This window comes from Lentimicrobiaceae bacterium (assembly GCA_020636745.1).
Lineage (GTDB): Bacteria > Bacteroidota > Bacteroidia > Bacteroidales > Lentimicrobiaceae > Lentimicrobium.
This window is the reverse complement of record JACJXH010000007.1, coordinates 44767-62735: the sequence shown is the minus strand read 5'-3', so window position 1 is coordinate 62735 and position 17969 is coordinate 44767. Positions and strand designations below refer to the sequence as shown.

Sequence of the window (17969 nt, the reverse complement as noted above, 5' to 3'; positions counted from 1 at the left end):
TATAGTCATATTGCCATTGAACAGATAAAGATACTCACCAAATAAAAACCAACACATTAATTAAACCCCACCAACATGAAATCTTTTACCAGTAATTTTTTTTTAGCTTTCGCCATTCTAATTCTCACCCTGGGGGATTCGGCAATTAAAGCGCAAACATTTTCGGGTTACCAGAAAATCGATACATTGCTTAACCTGCTCTCAACAAACAATAAGTTTATGGGAACAGTTGCCATCTTAAAAAACAATGAAACTGTATATTCTTCAGCTTGCGGGCTGGCTGATATTGAAAAGAACATCCCGAATACAACAAATACCAGATTCAGGGTGGGTTCCATATCAAAGATGTTTACTTCGGTCATGACCTTTCAGCTAATTGAAGAAAAGAAACTACAGCTTGACACCAAACTTTCAGCTTTTTATCCGGCTATAGTAAATGCTGATATAATTACCATCAAAGATTTGCTGGTTCATCAGAGCGGCCTATGGAGTGTAACTGATGACAGTCTCTACCTTTCGTGGAATACACAACCCAAAACCCATGAAGAGCTGCTTGCCATGATAATGGCACAACCGGCTGTTTTTGCGCCAGGAGAGAAATCTTCATACAGCAATACCAATTATCTGTTACTTGGCTACATTCTTGAGACCATCACCGGAAAAGATTTTGCCACCAATCTTCAGGAAAGAATTTGTAAAAAAGCCGGATTGGAGTCAACTTATTATGGTGTTCCTACCAACACTGCCAACAATGAGAGCTACTCCTACTCGATAGAAAACGCGAAATGGGTTAAAGACAACGAAACAGACATGAGCATTCCGAATGGAGCAGGAGGAGTAGTTTCAACAGCCGAAGATTTAACCACATTTGTAAACGCACTTTTTAATGGACAGCTTATTTCAGAAGGTTCCCTGTCCGAAATGATAAAATCGGAAGGAAAATATGCAAAAGGCATATTCAGGATGCCATTTTATGAACTTCAGGGATATGGACATACCGGCGGAATTGACGGTTTCAGATCGGTGCTGATATATTATCCTGAAGAAAAACTAGGCCTTGCCATTTGTTCTAACGGATTGAATTACAACCAAAACGATATGATTATTGCCGTTTTGAGTATAGCATTAGGAAAAGAGTATAAATTGCCTGAGTTTAAAAATCTGCAAATAACTGCGGAACAATTGAAAAAATATGAAGGCGTATATTCAAGTGATGATTTCCCGATAAAACTCACCATTAAGCTTGAAGGCCAATCGCTTACAGCTCAAGGAACGGGTCAGAGTCCATTCCCTCTCGAAGCAGAAAGCGAAACAGAATTCAGCTTTCATGCCGGTGGCATTAAAATTGCCTTTATCAATGACAATCAACTAAATATAAAGCAAGGCGCGATGGACCTTATCATGACAAAAGAGTAATGAATAAAAGTTAAATAAAAAAGGAGGCTTTTCAGCCTCCTTTTTTATTTAAGAACCATTGGCCTTCATAAATTCGCTTGGAGTAAGGCCTGTTATGCGCTTAAACGAAGAGTTGAAACTCGATTTTGAGCCAAAACCCACCATTTGAGCAATACCAAGTATGGTGTATTTTTCCATACCGCCCGACAACAAAAGTTTCTGAGCCTCTTCAACACGATAAGAGTTGATGTAATTATAGAAATTCTTGCCATATTGCTCATTGATAACCTGTGAAACATACTTTGAATTGGTGCCCAGCCGGTTGGCCACATCTTCGACACTCAGACTATCATTCACAAATATCTTTTCTTCAAACATCAGCGCTTCAAGCCTTTTAACCAATAACAACTTATGTTCAGTGCTAAGTGCTGAACCCGCATATTTTCCCTGCGATTTTGTCTCTTCAACTTTTTCATCGTCCTCATTTTCATCTTTAACTGTTACATTCTCTTCAGCAGCAACAACCTGTTCTTCCGTACTTAACACATTTCCCACATTGGCATTCACCGGCAAAACATCAGGAATCTCCACAGATTCAGAAGCCACAAATGACAAGGAGAGTTCAGACGGCTTCAAATCGCGCTGATAAAGCGCATAATAGCCCATAAAAAGAGTAATGCCCAACATTACAATATTATAGTACAGAGGCGAAAAAAAACTGTGATCAATTCCAAACATATAAAGCATCTGATTGCTGATAAAAAACAGCACCAGGCTGGCCATTAGGGCAACTATCCAGTTAAGACTTATATTTTCAGTAAAGGAATAATGGTTTTCAATGTATTTACGATGACTCTTGTAAAGCTTTACAGCCATATAGAAATAATACACAAGTTGTGCCGAAAGCACGCCGAAAATACCTACAACATAAACTACTGTAAGATAAAGTATAACAGAATTATAGTTAGCCGAATCAAAGCTATGCGAAATATAGGCCAGCCGTTCCTGGTATGAAGCAAATAAAAACGGGAGATTGGCTAACAAAATAACGAATGCCGGTAAAAAATGCCAAAGATACTTCTGCTTAAAACGAAAACTCACAGTAGTAACCGATAAAAGATAAATATAAAACATTGGCAGGAAAAGAAGAATAATCGGCAGAATCAGAAAATAAAGCCTGACCAGAATTTCAAAACTCCTGAGAGCATATTGAAAATTAAACACAAAATACAATGCACAAATCAGTTCAAAGAAGGCCATAATTATCCTTGAACGGCTTCTTACCTGCCGGCCATTAAAAAAAAGAAGCAATGCCAGGGCCGAAGACTGGTAAACCGGCAACGCATAAAGAATTTTTATAAACAAATCCATCGGGCAAACATCAACAATAAAATTTCCGTGTAAAAGTAAGCAATATTCATCACCTGACACGCCGTCATTATTGACTTTACGGGTCCAACTGAAGCATTTACAGATAAAAACAAGATTGTACGAATTCAGGAATCTGCACTCTTTACATGTGGTCTGAACTAAAATCTTGTCCTTACTTTGTATCAGGTTTTAAACGTTAAAAATTTCAATTCTAAATTTACACTTCAACAACTTACTTTAAAAAAATGAGAACGAAAAAAACTCTGACCATTTTTCTGAGCCTGCTTGCCCTGGTATTTGCCAGCACAAGTTTTGCCCAGAATTATACTGAGGTCGGTACCGGAACTACCCAGACATCAATGCCGATTTATTCATCATGGAATTACAGCTGGAGCTCTGTAATTTACAACCATGCCGATCTTGGATCTGCCAAAACCATTACTTCCATCGGTTTAAATTGCACCAACGGACCCAAAACGGTTACCAATCAAAAAATCTATGTTAAACTTTCTAATATAGATGTTTTTTCGGGTGCAGCTTATGAAGATCCACAAAACAACGGTTACACCCTGGTATATGATGGCAATCTGACATTTCAAAATGGTTGGAATGAGATTACACTCACCACTCCTATTGCTTACGACGGGGTGAATAACATTATTTTTCACTGGGAAAACCGTTGGGGACAAACCTATGGCCCCATGTTTAATTCAACACTATCAACTATAAACAACAATAAAAACTGTGGCAGCGATACTGGCTTTCCGGGAGCAGGCAGTTCAGGATACCTGAATCCCTACCCCGGCTCTGTCACCAACATGAGATTTTATTACCAGTCTTCAGGCCCTGCAACCCCGACTAATCCAATACCAGCCGACAATGCAACTGTTGTTTCCATTGATACAGATTTAAGCTGGACATTAGGTGAAAACACCACTACATATGATCTTTATTTTGGAACAAGCGCCACCAACCTTACCATGCTTGCCAGCAATGTTGCAGCTGTAAACGGAATCAACTCTTTTACAATAGATGGTTTACTGGCCGATTCAACCATGCATTTCTGGAAAGTTATTGCAAAAAATGGCACACAGGAGGAATCTTCTCCCATCTGGAAATTTAAAACCGAAGATGTTATCACTGACTTCCCATATACCCAGGGATTTGAAGACTCAGCAGTTTTCAACAGCTGGCCTGTTCAAAGTGCTTGGGTAACTGAACCTGAATTTTCATGGTATGCATCTGAAGTAAATGTCAATTCCGGACTTTTATGTGCCAAATCTTTCTTTTTAAACAACAATTTACAAGCAATTCTCAGATCACCCAAAGTGTTACTTCCGGCAAATCACCGCATTACATTCAATTGGGAAAACCAGAATGCGAGAGTTGAAGGACATGATACAACCTATTTTGAAGTTAGCGCTGATGGCGGACAAACATGGACTATACTTGATTTTCTTTCACCTGAAGCACCTTCCAGTTATGTTGAAAGGTCACACAACCTCAACGCCTATGCCGGCAATAATTTCTTTTTCAGATTCCGTTATGTAACCGACAACACTACTGAGTCAAAATCGGTCTATCTTGATGACATCACCATTGAAGCCATCTCAGATGTTCCGGAAATTGATTTGAGTGCCACTGCAATTGCATTCAATGAATTATTCTTAAATGGAACAACAACCGAAGAATTTACGATTACAAATACGGGTTCAGTTGATCTCACAATCAACTCAATTACAGCTCCTTCACCTTTTTCGTGCACATATTCCGGCACAATAGCCCCCGGTGAATCTGTTAGTCCTGTTGTACATCTTAATGCTTCTCAGGCCGGCAATTTCAACCAAACGCTGGTTGTAAATGTAAATGGTGCATTTACAGGAGTGAATACTTTACAATTATCAGGCACTGTTCTTGAAAACAATACTGAAATATTTGAAGCTTTTGACCTGTCAAATGAAATTCCTGAACATTGGAATAAAATTAAAAGCGCAACTGAGCCTTATCACGATATTACCATTGTAACTTCCTCTTTCGACTCTTATTCAGTACCCAATGTTGCAAAGATGATCAATGCCAACGACTCGGTTTCTCCGTTAATTTTCATATTGCCGGGTGTAACTGAATTTGGCATCAATGAGTTAAGTTTCTATGCCAAAAAGGGTGGCGATTCCTATGATTTGGATCTTATTGTCGGATTAATGGACGATCCTTATCATGCTGAAAGCTTTGTTCCGGTGCAAACTATTTCTTTGAGTCCTGAACATACACTTTACACCATTACTTTTGATGCCACGAATACCAAGCCATATATAGCGCTGAAACATGGCAACAATAAAAAATGGACAAGCATGTGGATCGACGATGTAGCCTGGACCAACCCCAACATTACCACTCCACCGAATCCAGCCATTTCATTATATCCGGCTAACAATGCAATTAATGTAGACCTCAACCTGCCCGACAATTACCTTATATGGTCAAACGGAGGAGGTAATCCAACCGGATATTATCTGAATCTGGGCACAAACAACCCTCCTACCAATTTGGTAAATATGGCCAATCTGGGTGATACAGTTGTATATCGTATTATGAGCGAGCTCAATTACAGCACCAAATACTACTGGCAGATTATACCATTTAACAATAACGGAAACGCAAACAACTGCCCTGTATGGCAATTTACAACCATGTCAAATCCTACCATCAGCCAATACCCGATGGTTGAAAATTTTGATGATTTAACATATGGTTCGGCATTCTATTACCCACCATTCCTTAAAGGCAACATTTATCCGCTAGGCTGGACAGTATTAAGCCCGAACAACAGCTCCATGCAATGGACGATGATTGCTAATTCCGATGGAAGTATCAATGCACATTCAGCACCCAATGCCATGCATATGGGCTGGGGTTTCCTCGAATCAATGGACGAATGGCTTATTTCGCCTCCGCTGGTAATGAGTCCCGACTTTGCCTATGATCTGAGTTTCTTCTACAAAACTGCCTCTCTTGGCATCAGCACTTTTGAAAAAATGGAAGTATTGGTTGGCACTTCGCCCAATCCTGCGGGAATGACGGCTGGTCGCATTTTTAACAATGCCAATATTACCAATCTGGATTATGAATCAGGCAGCGGTACATTTACTCCTGATACCGAAGGGGTATATTATATTGCATTCCATGGCTACAGCGATGCCCTTCAATTTTTGCTTTTCCTTGATGATGTAACCATTCAGAAAACCCCGGTTACCAGCACAAATAACATGATTCCTCAGGAAAATCCTGTGATTTATCCAAATCCAGCCAATGGATTTATCCATATTACGCTTCCTGAAACGATGAATGGCTCAGCAAAACTCAACATAACTGATCTTTCGGGCCGCAGTGTTTACAGCGGTCAGATGAATGGTACTCAACAACAGTTTGATATAAACGGGTTGAATGCCGGTATCTATCTCCTCACACTACAATCCCACAATAACCAATACCAACAAAAAATTGTGGTAAGATAGTTGATGCTTCCTTGCTTAGTGATTATTGTGTAAGAAAGGCCGGGCAATGCCCGGCCTTTCTTTTTACATGGGTTTTAAAATATATTTATGTTCAACTTTATGTGAATGGTTATAGAAAAATCACCTCATGATTTTAAACCATCTTCAACAGCAGAAACAATAAAAATCAGCATACTTTTTTTGTTATATTAGCTAAAAAAAAACAATGAAAAACCGGCATTCACTTATTCTTATCTGCATTTCAGGGTTAATTTACATTTTATCCGGATGCGGCAAAACAGAATCGGGCAAGGAAGATAAATCAATGCTCATGTCCGAAATAAACCAAACAATCGACAACTGGCATAAGAGTGCAGCACAGTCAGACCATGCCAAATACATTGGAGCAATGGCAGAGGAAGGCATTTATATTGGCACAGATGCAACTGAATATTGGACAACTGCCAGTTTTAGTAAATGGAGCAAGCCCTATTTTGATCAAGGCAAAGGCTGGGACTTAAAAAGCCTGAAACGCAACGTTTACCTGGGCAATAATGCATCCTTTGCCTGGTTTGATGAACTTTTGAATACGAGCATGGGATTATGCCGGGGCTCAGGAGTGCTTCAAAAAGCAAACGGAAAATGGCAAATATTCCATTACGTGCTTTCTCCTACAGTACCAAATGAGCTTACCAAAGAAGTAATGCTGCTCAAGCATCAGCAGGATTCATTGATCATCCACAATTTAAGCCCATTGTAAGAGCCAACTGTGTTTTATTTTAGCAAATGCAAATATCTGTCTCTGATAGCAGCCAGGTTTTCAACAGTCAGGTGCTCCTTGTAAACCCTTACCATATCGGTAATACCATGGTTTTCATAAATAAAAGCAGTTGCGGCATCAAAATACAGAAGGTTAATATCAAATTTCACTTCTGCTGTCAGGTCTTTAAACTCTTTCCAGGGAAGATAACCCGGTAACACGAAATAACCATGATGTGGCTGTGACTTATCAATGTATAAGAGATCGCCCACCGCCTCAAGGTAAAATAGCTTGCTTAAGCTGATAACGGCCGTTTCATTATCAAAAGACTTTACCTTTTTATGGTAAGCAAAGCCCTCTTCCTTGTAAAATTTTTGCAACAGGCCAATATGTCCGTATTCTTCCAGATTACGAATTCTGATTGCCCGGTGATAATGATCAAAAATATGAACATAACCTGCCGCTGCATCAAAAGGATGATTGAAAAACTTTTTGATTTTGAGCGTTGCCCTGTTAATTTTCTCTATGGAATAATTTCCATCTAGCATCATGTAAAAATAAGTAGGTTTAACAGCACCACGAATCTGACTGTAATATCCTAAGAAAGGAGACACAGCCTCTAACAGGCAGGCATTGGGAAGAAACATTTCATTGTTTACACAGGAAAGAGGTTCTTCTTTCAGGAGGCCTCCGAATTTTTCAATAATAACCGTCTTTTCCATAATTATAAAGGTTTTATCACACGGTTAAATATACGAAAAATAAAAACGTTTTACAAATCGGCATTTGAATAATCATTTGATTTACAAATATCCAGCATCCTAAAATAACAAACCTTCCAGGTTAAATAATGATATAAAGGACTTCAATATCCATAGCCTTGTTTCAGAAATAAAAAGCATGCGTTTAAAGAAGACAAGAATCTGACTGAAAACATCAGACAATAAACCGGAGCCATATCCAGGCTAATCTCATTCACAATAAATGTCGGCTAAAAAAATCGCGGTTTCAGTTTAACTTTAAACTTTAATGCGTGAAAAAAACTCAATCACATCCTGCACATAAGTTTGCGAAACAGGTATGGCCATAACGCCAGGCAAATCAAGCTCAAGTAAAAGGCCTTCCTTTTCACGTTTGATTAATGCAACCTTCTCAACATTAACCATAAACGACCTGTGACATCTGACCATATCAGTGCCGCTAAGATCTTCTCCGAGTTTCTTCAGATTGTTCCGCAAAACCAATCTTGAGGGCTTTTCACTATCCAGATAATGAATATAAACGTAATTATCAGCAGCTTCGAGAAAAAGCAAATGATCTGATTTGACCGAAAAACGCAGTACACCCCTTTCATCATTAAAATGAATCATACTTCTGCGAGCCTCAGGTTGTTGTATCTCATTGATCAATTCAAGCCGCTTCTTGTTTTCGACCCATGAAAAATAGAGCCACAAAACAGAGTAAGGCAACAACAATACCAAGGCCGTATTCTGTACAGAAACAACCAATAAATCAGGGAAAAAGCGGGTATCTCCCAGAATTAGCTTTTGATAGAGCGTATAAAACAGCCCCATAAAAAAGACTTCGGCCAGCACCCATATCAGGTACTGATATAGCTTTATTGTGTATCTGTGACTACTGTGATACATAATAATGCGACTCACAACCACAACCAGCACACCTGTGAGGATAATTATACTGGAATAAAGAAGCAATGTCCAACGGGTAACATTGAACCACACATCAACACCAAACGGTGCATAAACGTTGATAAAAATCAGCGCAAAAACAGCCGTAAAAAGAATTAATCTGACAATATTCCTTTTATTGAGAAGATAGGCAGGAATCTGTTTCTGCAGGTCGAACATAAATGGGGTATATAAATGCAAAGGTAGGGTAAAAAAACGCCTTTTATATAAGTCAAACTTATTTCAAACATGAAGGCCTGTATTTTTTTTACCCCAAAATATCGGTTTTCACCCCGATATTTAACATTCCGGACCATAAATACCTCTCAAGTCCCATTTTTTTGTATCCGGGTCAGGCGTTGTATTTCTTTGCAGAGAAAATCACACGAATGGACTATACAGCATCATATCATTTCTTAAAAAAAGCATTCAGGCAGGATTCTGCAAAACTGCTTCATACTGCCAATGGATGCAGTATAGAACAGTATACTTTCCATTCGCCCCCTCCCTTAACTATGAAAGGCCTCAGCATAGAAAACCATTTTCCGGCAGACTTTCACCTGCAGGACGATCATCAAATAAGCGAGAACTGTACATTTACTTATCCGGTTTTTACGCCTGAAGGACAACATTCATTCAGCAATGCCCTTATATTATTACACGGACTCAATGAAAGGAACTGGACGAAATATCTCCCCTGGGCGCAAAAGCTTGCCGAAAATCTTCACCGGCCAGTTATTCTTTTTCCCATTTCGTTTCATATGAACAGGTCGCCATCGGATTGGAGCAACCCCCGGCTGATGTCGGCCATGCTCCCCGGAACCCGCCTGCGTAACCACCGAAACCACTCTTCAACATTTGTAAATCTGGCATTGAGTTTAAGGCTCAGTTTACAGCCGCTGCGTTTTTTTACTTCCGGAAGTCAAAGCGCCAGAGATCTGGAAATCCTAATTAATGCCATACAAACAGGCCAGCATCCGCTGTTTGAAAAGGGAGCGCATGTCGATTTCTTCGCATATTCCATCGGGGCTTTTCTGGCTCAGATAATGATGCTTACCTACGGAGAATCAATGCTCTCCGACTCCCGTCTGTTTATGTTTTGCGGGGGAGCTCCCTTCAGTTCAATGAATGGAGTTTCAAAGCTGATTATGGACGAAGAAGCCTTTCTGAGGTTAAGATTTTTTTACCTGCATCAATACGAGCGTGAAATACGCAGCAAGGGTTCATTTTCAAATCTTGTTCAAAGCCAGCCCGCCTCCGGAGCTTTCAGAGCCATGCTCGACGCCTCCATATTAAGTGAATGGCGCAAAGACCGCTTTCATAAAATGGAAAACCGGATAAAAGCCATTGCTTTAAAACGCGACAAAGTTATACCTCCGGCAGGAATTGCTGAATTATTAAACAGCAAACAATTGCAGGTCATTGACTATGCCTCAGATTACACTCACGAAAACCCCTTCCCCTTAACCGGGAATCAGGATTTGGTCAATTATCACTTTGATATGATATTTGACAGTGCAATAGCTTTTCTAAAATAAGCAAGCACCAATTAAGCCTGAACCCATGCCTGAATTTCTTCCAGTTTAAGGGCCGGAATGTCAAGCTTCATTTTTTTACGTAAGCCGCCCAGGTCATTCAACAATTTATTGGGATTGGCAGCTTTCAGTTCGGCCACTGTTTTGAAACCGTATTTGCGCAATGCGGGAACCCAGGCTTCGGGCACACCAATCGCAATAAAAGCTTCATCAGCATCACCTGTCGGCGTAGTTTTCTTTTCGGGGCGCATCTGCGGGAAGAATAGCACATCCTGAATAGAGGGCTGGTTGGTCATAAACATGGTTAAACGATCAATCCCAATGCCCATGCCCGAGCAGGTTGGCATACCATATTCCAGCGCTCTCACAAAATCCATGTCTATGAACATCGCTTCATCATCTCCTTTTTGAGAAAGCTTCAGCTGATCCTGAAAACGTCCCAGCTGATCTACAGGGTCGTTCAGCTCAGAATAAGCATTGCAAAGCTCCTTGCCATTTACAAACAGCTCGAAACGCTCGGTAAGTTCAGGATTTGAGCGATGGCGTTTGCACAACGGCGACATTTCAATGGGGTAATCCATAATAAAAGTGGGCTGAATCAGATGTTCTTCACACTTTTCACCAAAAATGGCATCAATAAGCTTACCAGTACCCATACTCGGGTCAGTTTCAATATGCAATTGTTTGCAGATTTCCCTCAGCTCATCTTCTGATTTGCCAGCAATATCAACTCCTGCATACTGTTTGATGGCATCTGTCATTGTGAGGCGGCGGAACGGTTTTTTGAAATCGATATCACGCTCGCCCACCTTTACGCTGGTTTGATTATGCAGACCAACAGCCACACGTTCAAGCATTTCTTCCACAAACTCCATCATCCAGAAATAATCCTTGTATGCCACATAAATCTCCAGAACTGTAAATTCAGGATTATGGGTGCGATCCATCCCTTCATTGCGAAAATCTTTTGCAAACTCATAAACACCATCAAAACCGCCAACAATAAGCTTTTTCAGATACAGCTCATTGGCTATCCTGAGATAAAGAGGCATATCAAGGGCATTGTGATGTGTAATAAACGGTCTGGCAGCAGCACCGCCCGGGATAGGCTGCAAAATCGGAGTTTCAACCTCAAGATACCCCTTTGAGTTGAAGAACGAACGCATATTATTGATAATCTGGCTGCGCTTAACAAAAGTATCACGCACTTCAGGATTCACAATCAGGTCAACATAACGCTGGCGATAGCGGGTTTCAGGGTCGCTGAAAGCATCAAAAACCTGATCGTCCTTTTCTTTCACAACAGGCAACACCCGCAATGATTTGCTGAGCAGTTTCAACGACTTGACATGAATGGATATTTCACCCATTTGTGTAATAAACACATAACCGGTAATGCCAATAATATCGCCAATATCAAGCAAACGCTTAAAAACGGTATTGTAAAGGGTTTTATCATCACCATCACAAATTTCATCGCGTTTGATATAAAGCTGAATCCTGCCTGTTGAATCCTGCAGATCAACAAATGAAGCAGCTCCCATAATGCGACGGGTCATAATTCGCCCGGCAATACTAATATCCTGATATAAAGTCTGGTCTTCCTTAAAGTTCTTATGAATTTCAGAGGTAGAAACATTTACATTGAAGGCTTCTGCCGGATAAGCATTAATGCCAAGCTTTTCAAGTTCTTTGAGTGATTCCCTGCGGATGGCTTCCTGTTCGCTGAGGTCCTGATGCATATAGATTTTTTTTTGCAAAGATAGACATTTTGATTTGTTCATCCTTCCCGGCTCATTTTCATCCACAATGATTCGCACCAAACAAGCACAAACTGCGGGCTATTGCCCTTCAGTTTAAACCAAGACAACAGGCAGCTTTTGCTGCAATACAGCTAAATTCCGCACATTTTATCGACACAAACTACAGCTTGTTCAATTTATGCATTTCCCTACCTTTGCGAAGAAATAAGATTTTGAATTGCGATGAGCGCCATGCCAAAAATTACAGAAATTTCAAAATGCCGATGGTTTACTCCAGCAATGGTAACCCTTATATTCATCCCTTTGCTGTTTCTAAACATTCGTCACGACCACGACTGGGGCGGGGACTTTGCCCAGTATATGGCTCAGGCCGATAACATTGTGCATTTCAGAGCAATGGAAAACACCGGGTATGTTTATAATGAAGCATTTCCCAGCCTTGCACCCAAGGCATACCCGCCAGGATTCCCGCTCATCATTGCACCTGTCACAGCCATTTTCGGAAATGCCATTCCTCCATACAACTACCTGATTTCATTATTTTTAATTGCCACTGCCGTAACCACAGTATTATTGTTACAAAAGAAAGCCGGAATTTGGGCTGCCATTGCACTTAGTATAATCATTTACTACAATCCGTATCTGGTTAAGTTCAAATCGGAAGTCATGGCCGATATTCCCTTTTCATTTCTTGTCGCAGTGTTTGTTTCAATGGTACACAAGCAAGAATCACTTTCAGGAAGGCGATGGATTTTTGCCGGATTGATTGCAGGCTATGCCGCTGCTACCAAAACAGCCGGTGCCAGCTTATTGGCAGCACTTATGATTTACAGTCTGCAACAAATGATATCTTCATTTATTTCAGAAAAGAAAATCAGAAAAGCCATCGGCATGGCATCGGGCCCGATGAAAGGGCTGGCCGCGGGAATAGGCTTGTCGGTTGTGTTTTCATTGCTTTTTCTACACAGCGACAAAGGCTCGTTAAGCTACCTCAACACTTTCAGCTTTTCAAATATCCTTTCGTCCGTTTCACTCAATATTTTTGGTTATGCTGAAGTAATACGCTATTTCTTTGCCGGAGCTGCTGCACCTTCGCATTGGGTGGCGGCCCTGGCCGGCTCAGCCATGATTATTTTTTTTATTACAGGTCTCTTCCTCTCTTTTACACAAAAACCTGGAGTATTGGAATGGACCACTTTGGTTTACTTTGGTGTTTTATTTATTTATCCTTACCAGAACTCAGGTTTCAGATTTTTAATACCAATTGTTCCCTTGATGCTTTATTACATTATTCATACTGCCACATCATTGAAAAATGCCAGGGGAGGCACACTAATCGCTGTTTTCACTATGGTAATGATGTGTATACAATACTTTCCAATGCTTAACGACCTGCAGCACAGCACGCAAACCATTCAGGAAGGCCCATACAAATCAAATGTAGTTAGCGCTTTCCGTCAGATACAATCACTGACCCCTGAAAACGCATTGATTGTTTTTAAAAAGCCCCTTGTTTTAGCCCGATACACAGGCAGGCAAAGCATGTCGCACACGCCTGACGCCTCTGTTAAACAGCTTCAGGAGCAGTTTAATCAAAAAGAGGCTTCTTACTTTTTGCTGTATTCGGGATTGCCTGATGAAGCTCTTGAAAACTATTTGAAAAACCAAAGTAAAAATATGGCTCTGGTGTGGATTGATCAGGACTTCAAACTGTATCAGAAGAAATAATCAGTTCAGGAAAGCAACTCCTGAAGCACTTTCAGCGACTTCAATTCACCCATTTCAGGAATATTGAGCCGATAAAAATCAAGCAGGTTTTCCAAAAGCTCGTCACGCACCACTCTGTTAATCTTATAGCTTTCCAAATCAGAAAACTCCATCATCTGCAGTTCTTCAAGTGCTCTGGCAGGCTCACCGGCGATAAAATAACGGTGCAATGGTTCTGTATCGAGAAAAAAACCCTCTTCCATATCAAAATAACTACCGGCATCAGTTTTTGACAAACGGGGTTCAAACCCAAGATAACGGGTTAGTTTAAGCATAAACAATAAATGAAAAGCCTGTACAGAAGCCTGTGTATGGTCAAGTATTTGAAGTGAAGAAACAATAAAGCCAAACAATGGGCGGTTGCATTCTTCCTCTTTCACACATTTGTACAACAACTCATTAACAAATAGCACTATGGTACTTTTGGCAATATGATTCTGCAAGCCGTGCATAGGCATGCTTACTGTAACTTCTTTGATAAAATGCAGTGATTTGTGTTCTTTACGCTCAACCACCATATCAACCACCGATAAATGCCCGAACATAGCTGATCGGACACGCGATTTGCGGCTGTACAAACCCTTTACCAAATACGACTGAATACCAAAATCTTCGGTATATATTTTAACAATAGCACTGGTGTCAGAATATCGGGAAGTATGGAATACAATTCCGCGCGTATGATGAAGCATATTACTGCAAATGATTTTGATATTTATCTGCCAGACAAGCAGACCAAAATTAAATTAAATCAGGAGAAATCAGGCAAAAAAAGTTGTTTGAAACCCATCATTTATGAAGTTTCGATAATCAATAAACGGGCGAAAAAAAAACTTCCGGACATCTGCCCGGAAGTTTTCATATGTTCAGAAAAATTAGGTTAGTTAACAAACATAATTTTAGTCACAGTAGTTTTTGACCCATCGGCATTCGACACATAAACCAGATAAACGCCTGTTTGAACTTTCTCTCCATCGAAGTTTCTGCCATTCCATAAAGCCTGGCCGCCCTGGCTCATGGCAGTGTAAACCAGTGTTCCGGAGATATCCGTAATTTTCACATTAGAATTTTCGACCAACCCCCGGATGGCAATACTTCCGTTATAGCTTTCGCGCACAGGATTTGGGAAAACCACTACTTCGTCAAGCGTAGGCTGAGGGGGCACTGACTCGCTCCTGTATGAAATAATTCCCTTGGTTGTCCCGATAAACACTTCACCAGACTCGGCAATGGTAATATCTGTAATGGAATTGCTCAACAAAGGGCTGTTTTCCTCGGTAAAATGCAAAATTTCCTCGGTACCATCGGCTGACATCAGAAAAACACCTGCCCGGTCGGTTCCAAACCATTTGCGGTTTGATCCGTCAACAGCAATAGCTGTAACTGACTCAGTTTCGAGCAAATATTGCCCGTATCCATCCTGTTCAATCAATATTTTCTGCGCATCAAAATTTTGTCCGTTAAAAATATTATCAGGAGAATAAATTACTGAAACACCTTCATCTGAGCCAAGCCAAACAAGGCCATCGCGGTCAACAGCCATACTAAGAACAAACGCACCGGGAAGCGCTCCGTTTCCTACCGAGGAATTCAGTCGCCTGGCCTTATCATCCGACACATCATCGAGTGTATTATTATCATTGAATACAACCAGAGCATGGTCGCGGAGCATCATCCATTTCTGATTTGACTGGTCAACCATAACCCGACCGATGTCAATACCAGAAGCCACAGAGCCCAGGTTATATGATTTCCATTCGCCATTGGTTTTCCTGACCGATAAAGCGGTTGGAGAGCTTGAATTTGTTACCCACAAATTGTTATTATTGTCAAAAGCAATTCCACCGATTCCAATCCAGCCTTCATTATAAGCCGAAAACTCAAGAGAACTGTTTTCATTGGTATAGCGGTTTGTAAACACGCCGTCATTATATTCCAGCAAACCATAACCCCAAGTACCCAGATAAACTCTTTTATAATTTGCAGGATCGACTGCAACACAAAGCACATCACGCACATCGCCCAGGTAATCATCCTGTTTATTGCTGAATGTTTTCCATTTTCCATCAGAAAATCCGGCAAAACGGGCTTGTCTGTATAGATTTCCAAAAGAAGACGAACGACCACCGGGAACCACCCAAACATCACTTTTTCCGGATGACATGGCATAAACATCCGGGAAGTCGGGTCCGTCGGGGAGTATTTTTTCAGATGTCCAGATACCTGTTACTTTTACCAGCCCTTCGAATTCATCACCAACCCAAAGGTTGTTGTCTTTGTCAAGAATAGCATCCTGAGGCACCACATTGCCCGGGTTATAGGTATATACTCTGTATTCTAATGAAAAGTCGGGTTTAAAAACATCAACCGCCAGATTATTGGTGATAATCAACCTGTCGTAATGCACCTCCATGCTGAAACGGTTTGAAGTATTTTCGGGTTGAAACGCCTCCCAGTTGCCGTTTATTTTTACAAACATAGCATCGGTTGAGTAAGAAGGGCCTTTTTTATTGATAAAAATACGGTTATGAAAGGCCGCAATATGATTGAAAGGCCCCGCAGGGAGAGCCAAAGAATCTTCAGGAGTCCATTCAGCAAAATTGGCAAGGTTTGAATCGAAGAACGAAGCATGATAAATGCCTTCATCACTTGCTGCATAAATCAATGAATCTTCAGCATTATAAGCAATGTCGTTCACATTTACAGCACTTCCCTGCGCACCAATATAATAAATGGGTTCCGGAAACTCCTCTTTTTCAATATCAAGCACCACAATACCAAACCCACAGGCCAGATATGCTCTTTTGCCAATAAATACAATTCGGTTAATGGTTTTATTACCCAAAATTGGTTTTCTTTTGATATCAGAGAGGTTTACCACCTTTCCATCTTTAACCAGGTCAATATTCGCATTCGTATATGCAATAACAAGGGTTTTGAGCTCGGGGTGATATTGAATACTGCTGATTCCAACATCGCTCAGTCCATTGATTTTACTCAGGCGATTCACACTGTTATCGGCCAAATCGTAATAAAAAAGGCTGTATGGTGTTGCCGCATAAATAACTCCATCACCCTCGGTAACAGCAATAACCTTGCGGTATGGAAGATGATCGCGCCATTCACCAATACCAATTTCCTGTGCATTGGTTTGAACGGAAAAAATAAATGCTGTTAAAAGAAGCAGTAAAAGTCCTGTACGTTTCATTAATACAATGTTGACTATGAATAAAATATATAAATCAGCCTTAACCTGAGTACCGAAGGTTTTCTGACTTATTTAACTACATTTTTACCAAAATATTGCAATGTAGATGCATTTGCCTGGTAAAACGGTAAAAATACAATTTAAGACGGTACAAAATCCTGCAGAAATAGCCCAAAAACAAAACCTGATTTTTCGTATATTTGGCTGCATTAAACAATAACTGCTGATTTGGGTTTGATATAGACTTGTAGATGGTGACTATGCATAAGTACAATATTAGCTTCAATATTTAAAATGGTGAATTTGATCCTGCTAAAGAAAAATCAAACCAGCGCTATATAGTAAACCGGATTAACCATGGAAAGCCAACTTGAAACTTGTCGGTTACACCTTAAAAACATGGTAAGCAGCTGTTGTTTAAAGCTTATCAGAAACATTCTTGAACATGCTGGCGCCACTCCCACCTATATAAAAATGGGAGAAGTAGAATTCCGCTACAATCCACTAGAACATACCGAAGCTTATTTTGTAGAGCTCCTGGCAACAGAGGGCTTTCAATCTATCATGAGCCGCGAGGAAGTGCTTGTTGAAAAAATAAAGATGGTAACAATAGAGCTGGTGCATAAAGCCGGCAATGTTAATTCCATTATCCGTAACTCCGATTACCTGGTTGAACGCATGGGGATGTCTTATGCATATTTGTCGTCTATTTTTTCAAAATACGAACATATTACCCTTGAAAAGTTCATCATCATGCATAAGATTGAAAAAGTAAAGGAATTACTGGAATACGGAGAATACACACTGAGCGAGATAGCCATACAATTAGGATACAGCTCAGTTCAGTATTTGTCAAACCAGTTCAGGCAAATAACTGGCGTTTCAGTAAGTGAATATAAAAAGAGCGGTAGCAGCCGTACCCCGATTGAAACAATTGGCACAGGCACGACAATACAATAATTTACTTTGTCTGTTATCTCACAAAGCG

General features: G+C 40.4%; 12 protein-coding genes. 6 read left to right on the top strand and 6 right to left on the bottom strand.

All coding sequences use genetic code 11. The features are described 5' to 3' along the window. Positions 1 to 75: 75 nt before the first annotated feature. Positions 76 to 1416 carry a beta-lactamase family protein gene (locus tag H6541_11365; protein MCB9016386.1) on the top strand — a complete coding sequence of 447 codons (1341 nt, stop codon included), beginning with the start codon at positions 76 to 78 and terminating at the stop codon, positions 1414 to 1416. Positions 1417 to 1464: 48 nt separating this feature from the next. Here the strand turns inward: H6541_11365 and H6541_11360 are convergent, their stop codons facing one another. Next, positions 1465 to 2826 (bottom strand): helix-turn-helix transcriptional regulator, encoded by a 1362-nt coding sequence (locus H6541_11360; GenBank protein ID MCB9016385.1) that lies wholly within the window; start codon positions 2824 to 2826, stop codon positions 1465 to 1467. A 185-nt stretch (positions 2827 to 3011) separates the two neighbouring features. Here H6541_11360 and H6541_11355 point away from each other — a divergent pair, with 185 nt between their 5' ends. Together H6541_11355 and H6541_11350 are read left to right on the top strand one after the other, a co-directional pair. Further along, the gene (locus H6541_11355; GenBank protein MCB9016384.1) at positions 3012 to 6281 is read left to right on the top strand and encodes a choice-of-anchor J domain-containing protein; all 3270 of its coding nucleotides are present in this window, start codon (positions 3012 to 3014) and stop codon (positions 6279 to 6281) included. Between the two features lie 205 nt (positions 6282 to 6486). Continuing rightward, positions 6487 to 7020: a nuclear transport factor 2 family protein gene (locus H6541_11350; GenBank protein MCB9016383.1), complete on the top strand. Its 534-nt coding sequence runs from the start codon at positions 6487 to 6489 to the stop codon at positions 7018 to 7020. 14 nt (positions 7021 to 7034) lie between these two features. On the opposite strand, the gene H6541_11345 is transcribed toward H6541_11350, so the two are convergent. Together H6541_11345 and H6541_11340 are read right to left on the bottom strand one after the other, a co-directional pair. After that, complete coding sequence (locus H6541_11345) at positions 7035 to 7742, bottom strand: hypothetical protein (GenBank protein ID MCB9016382.1); 708 nt, start codon at positions 7740 to 7742, stop codon at positions 7035 to 7037. A 297-nt stretch (positions 7743 to 8039) separates the two neighbouring features. After that, positions 8040 to 8888, bottom strand: coding sequence for a LytTR family transcriptional regulator (locus H6541_11340; protein MCB9016381.1), 849 nt, complete (start codon positions 8886 to 8888; stop codon positions 8040 to 8042). 209 nt (positions 8889 to 9097) lie between these two features. On the opposite strand from H6541_11340, the gene H6541_11335 reads away from it, so the two are divergent. After that, on the top strand, positions 9098 to 10246 hold the full coding sequence (locus tag H6541_11335; GenBank protein MCB9016380.1) for a hypothetical protein: 1149 nt from the start codon (positions 9098 to 9100) through the stop codon (positions 10244 to 10246). 11 nt (positions 10247 to 10257) lie between these two features. Here H6541_11335 and lysS read toward each other — a convergent pair whose 3' ends face one another. Beyond that, positions 10258 to 11985 carry a lysine--tRNA ligase gene (gene lysS, locus H6541_11330; GenBank protein MCB9016379.1) on the bottom strand — a complete coding sequence of 576 codons (1728 nt, stop codon included), beginning with the start codon at positions 11983 to 11985 and terminating at the stop codon, positions 10258 to 10260. Positions 11986 to 12237: 252 nt separating this feature from the next. Between lysS and H6541_11325 the strand changes: the two genes are divergently transcribed. Next, on the top strand, positions 12238 to 13734 hold the full coding sequence (locus H6541_11325; GenBank protein ID MCB9016378.1) for a glycosyltransferase family 39 protein: 1497 nt from the start codon (positions 12238 to 12240) through the stop codon (positions 13732 to 13734). Between the two features lie 5 nt (positions 13735 to 13739). Here H6541_11325 and recO read toward each other — a convergent pair whose 3' ends face one another. Both recO and H6541_11315 read right to left on the bottom strand, forming a co-directional pair. Next, positions 13740 to 14465, bottom strand: a complete 726-nt coding sequence (recO, locus tag H6541_11320) for a DNA repair protein RecO (GenBank protein MCB9016377.1) — start codon at positions 14463 to 14465, stop codon at positions 13740 to 13742. 188 nt (positions 14466 to 14653) lie between these two features. Continuing rightward, a complete protein-coding gene (locus H6541_11315) occupies positions 14654 to 16981 on the bottom strand; it encodes a T9SS type A sorting domain-containing protein (GenBank protein MCB9016376.1) in 2328 nt (775 codons plus the stop codon). Positions 16982 to 17338: 357 nt separating this feature from the next. Here H6541_11315 and H6541_11310 point away from each other — a divergent pair, with 357 nt between their 5' ends. After that, the gene (locus tag H6541_11310) at positions 17339 to 17941 is read left to right on the top strand and encodes a helix-turn-helix transcriptional regulator (GenBank protein ID MCB9016375.1); all 603 of its coding nucleotides are present in this window, start codon (positions 17339 to 17341) and stop codon (positions 17939 to 17941) included. The last annotated feature ends 28 nt before the right edge of the window (positions 17942 to 17969 follow it).

Excerpts from the sequence above, each read along its gene's own strand:
- H6541_11365 (MCB9016386.1), top strand. The coding sequence starts at position 76 with ATGAAATCTTTTACCAGTAATTTTTTTTTAGCTTTCGCCATTCTAATT.
- H6541_11355 (MCB9016384.1), top strand. The coding sequence starts at position 3,012 with ATGAGAACGAAAAAAACTCTGACCATTTTTCTGAGCCTGCTTGCCCTG.
- H6541_11350 (MCB9016383.1), top strand. The coding sequence starts at position 6,487 with ATGAAAAACCGGCATTCACTTATTCTTATCTGCATTTCAGGGTTAATT.
- H6541_11345 (MCB9016382.1), bottom strand. The coding sequence starts at position 7,742 with ATGGAAAAGACGGTTATTATTGAAAAATTCGGAGGCCTCCTGAAAGAA.
- H6541_11340 (MCB9016381.1), bottom strand. The coding sequence starts at position 8,888 with ATGTTCGACCTGCAGAAACAGATTCCTGCCTATCTTCTCAATAAAAGG.
- H6541_11335 (MCB9016380.1), top strand. The coding sequence starts at position 9,098 with ATGGACTATACAGCATCATATCATTTCTTAAAAAAAGCATTCAGGCAG.
- lysS (MCB9016379.1), bottom strand. The coding sequence starts at position 11,985 with ATGCATCAGGACCTCAGCGAACAGGAAGCCATCCGCAGGGAATCACTC.
- H6541_11325 (MCB9016378.1), top strand. The coding sequence starts at position 12,238 with ATGCCAAAAATTACAGAAATTTCAAAATGCCGATGGTTTACTCCAGCA.
- recO (MCB9016377.1), bottom strand. The coding sequence starts at position 14,465 with ATGCTTCATCATACGCGCGGAATTGTATTCCATACTTCCCGATATTCT.
- H6541_11315 (MCB9016376.1), bottom strand. The coding sequence starts at position 16,981 with ATGAAACGTACAGGACTTTTACTGCTTCTTTTAACAGCATTTATTTTT.
- H6541_11310 (MCB9016375.1), top strand. The coding sequence starts at position 17,339 with ATGGAAAGCCAACTTGAAACTTGTCGGTTACACCTTAAAAACATGGTA.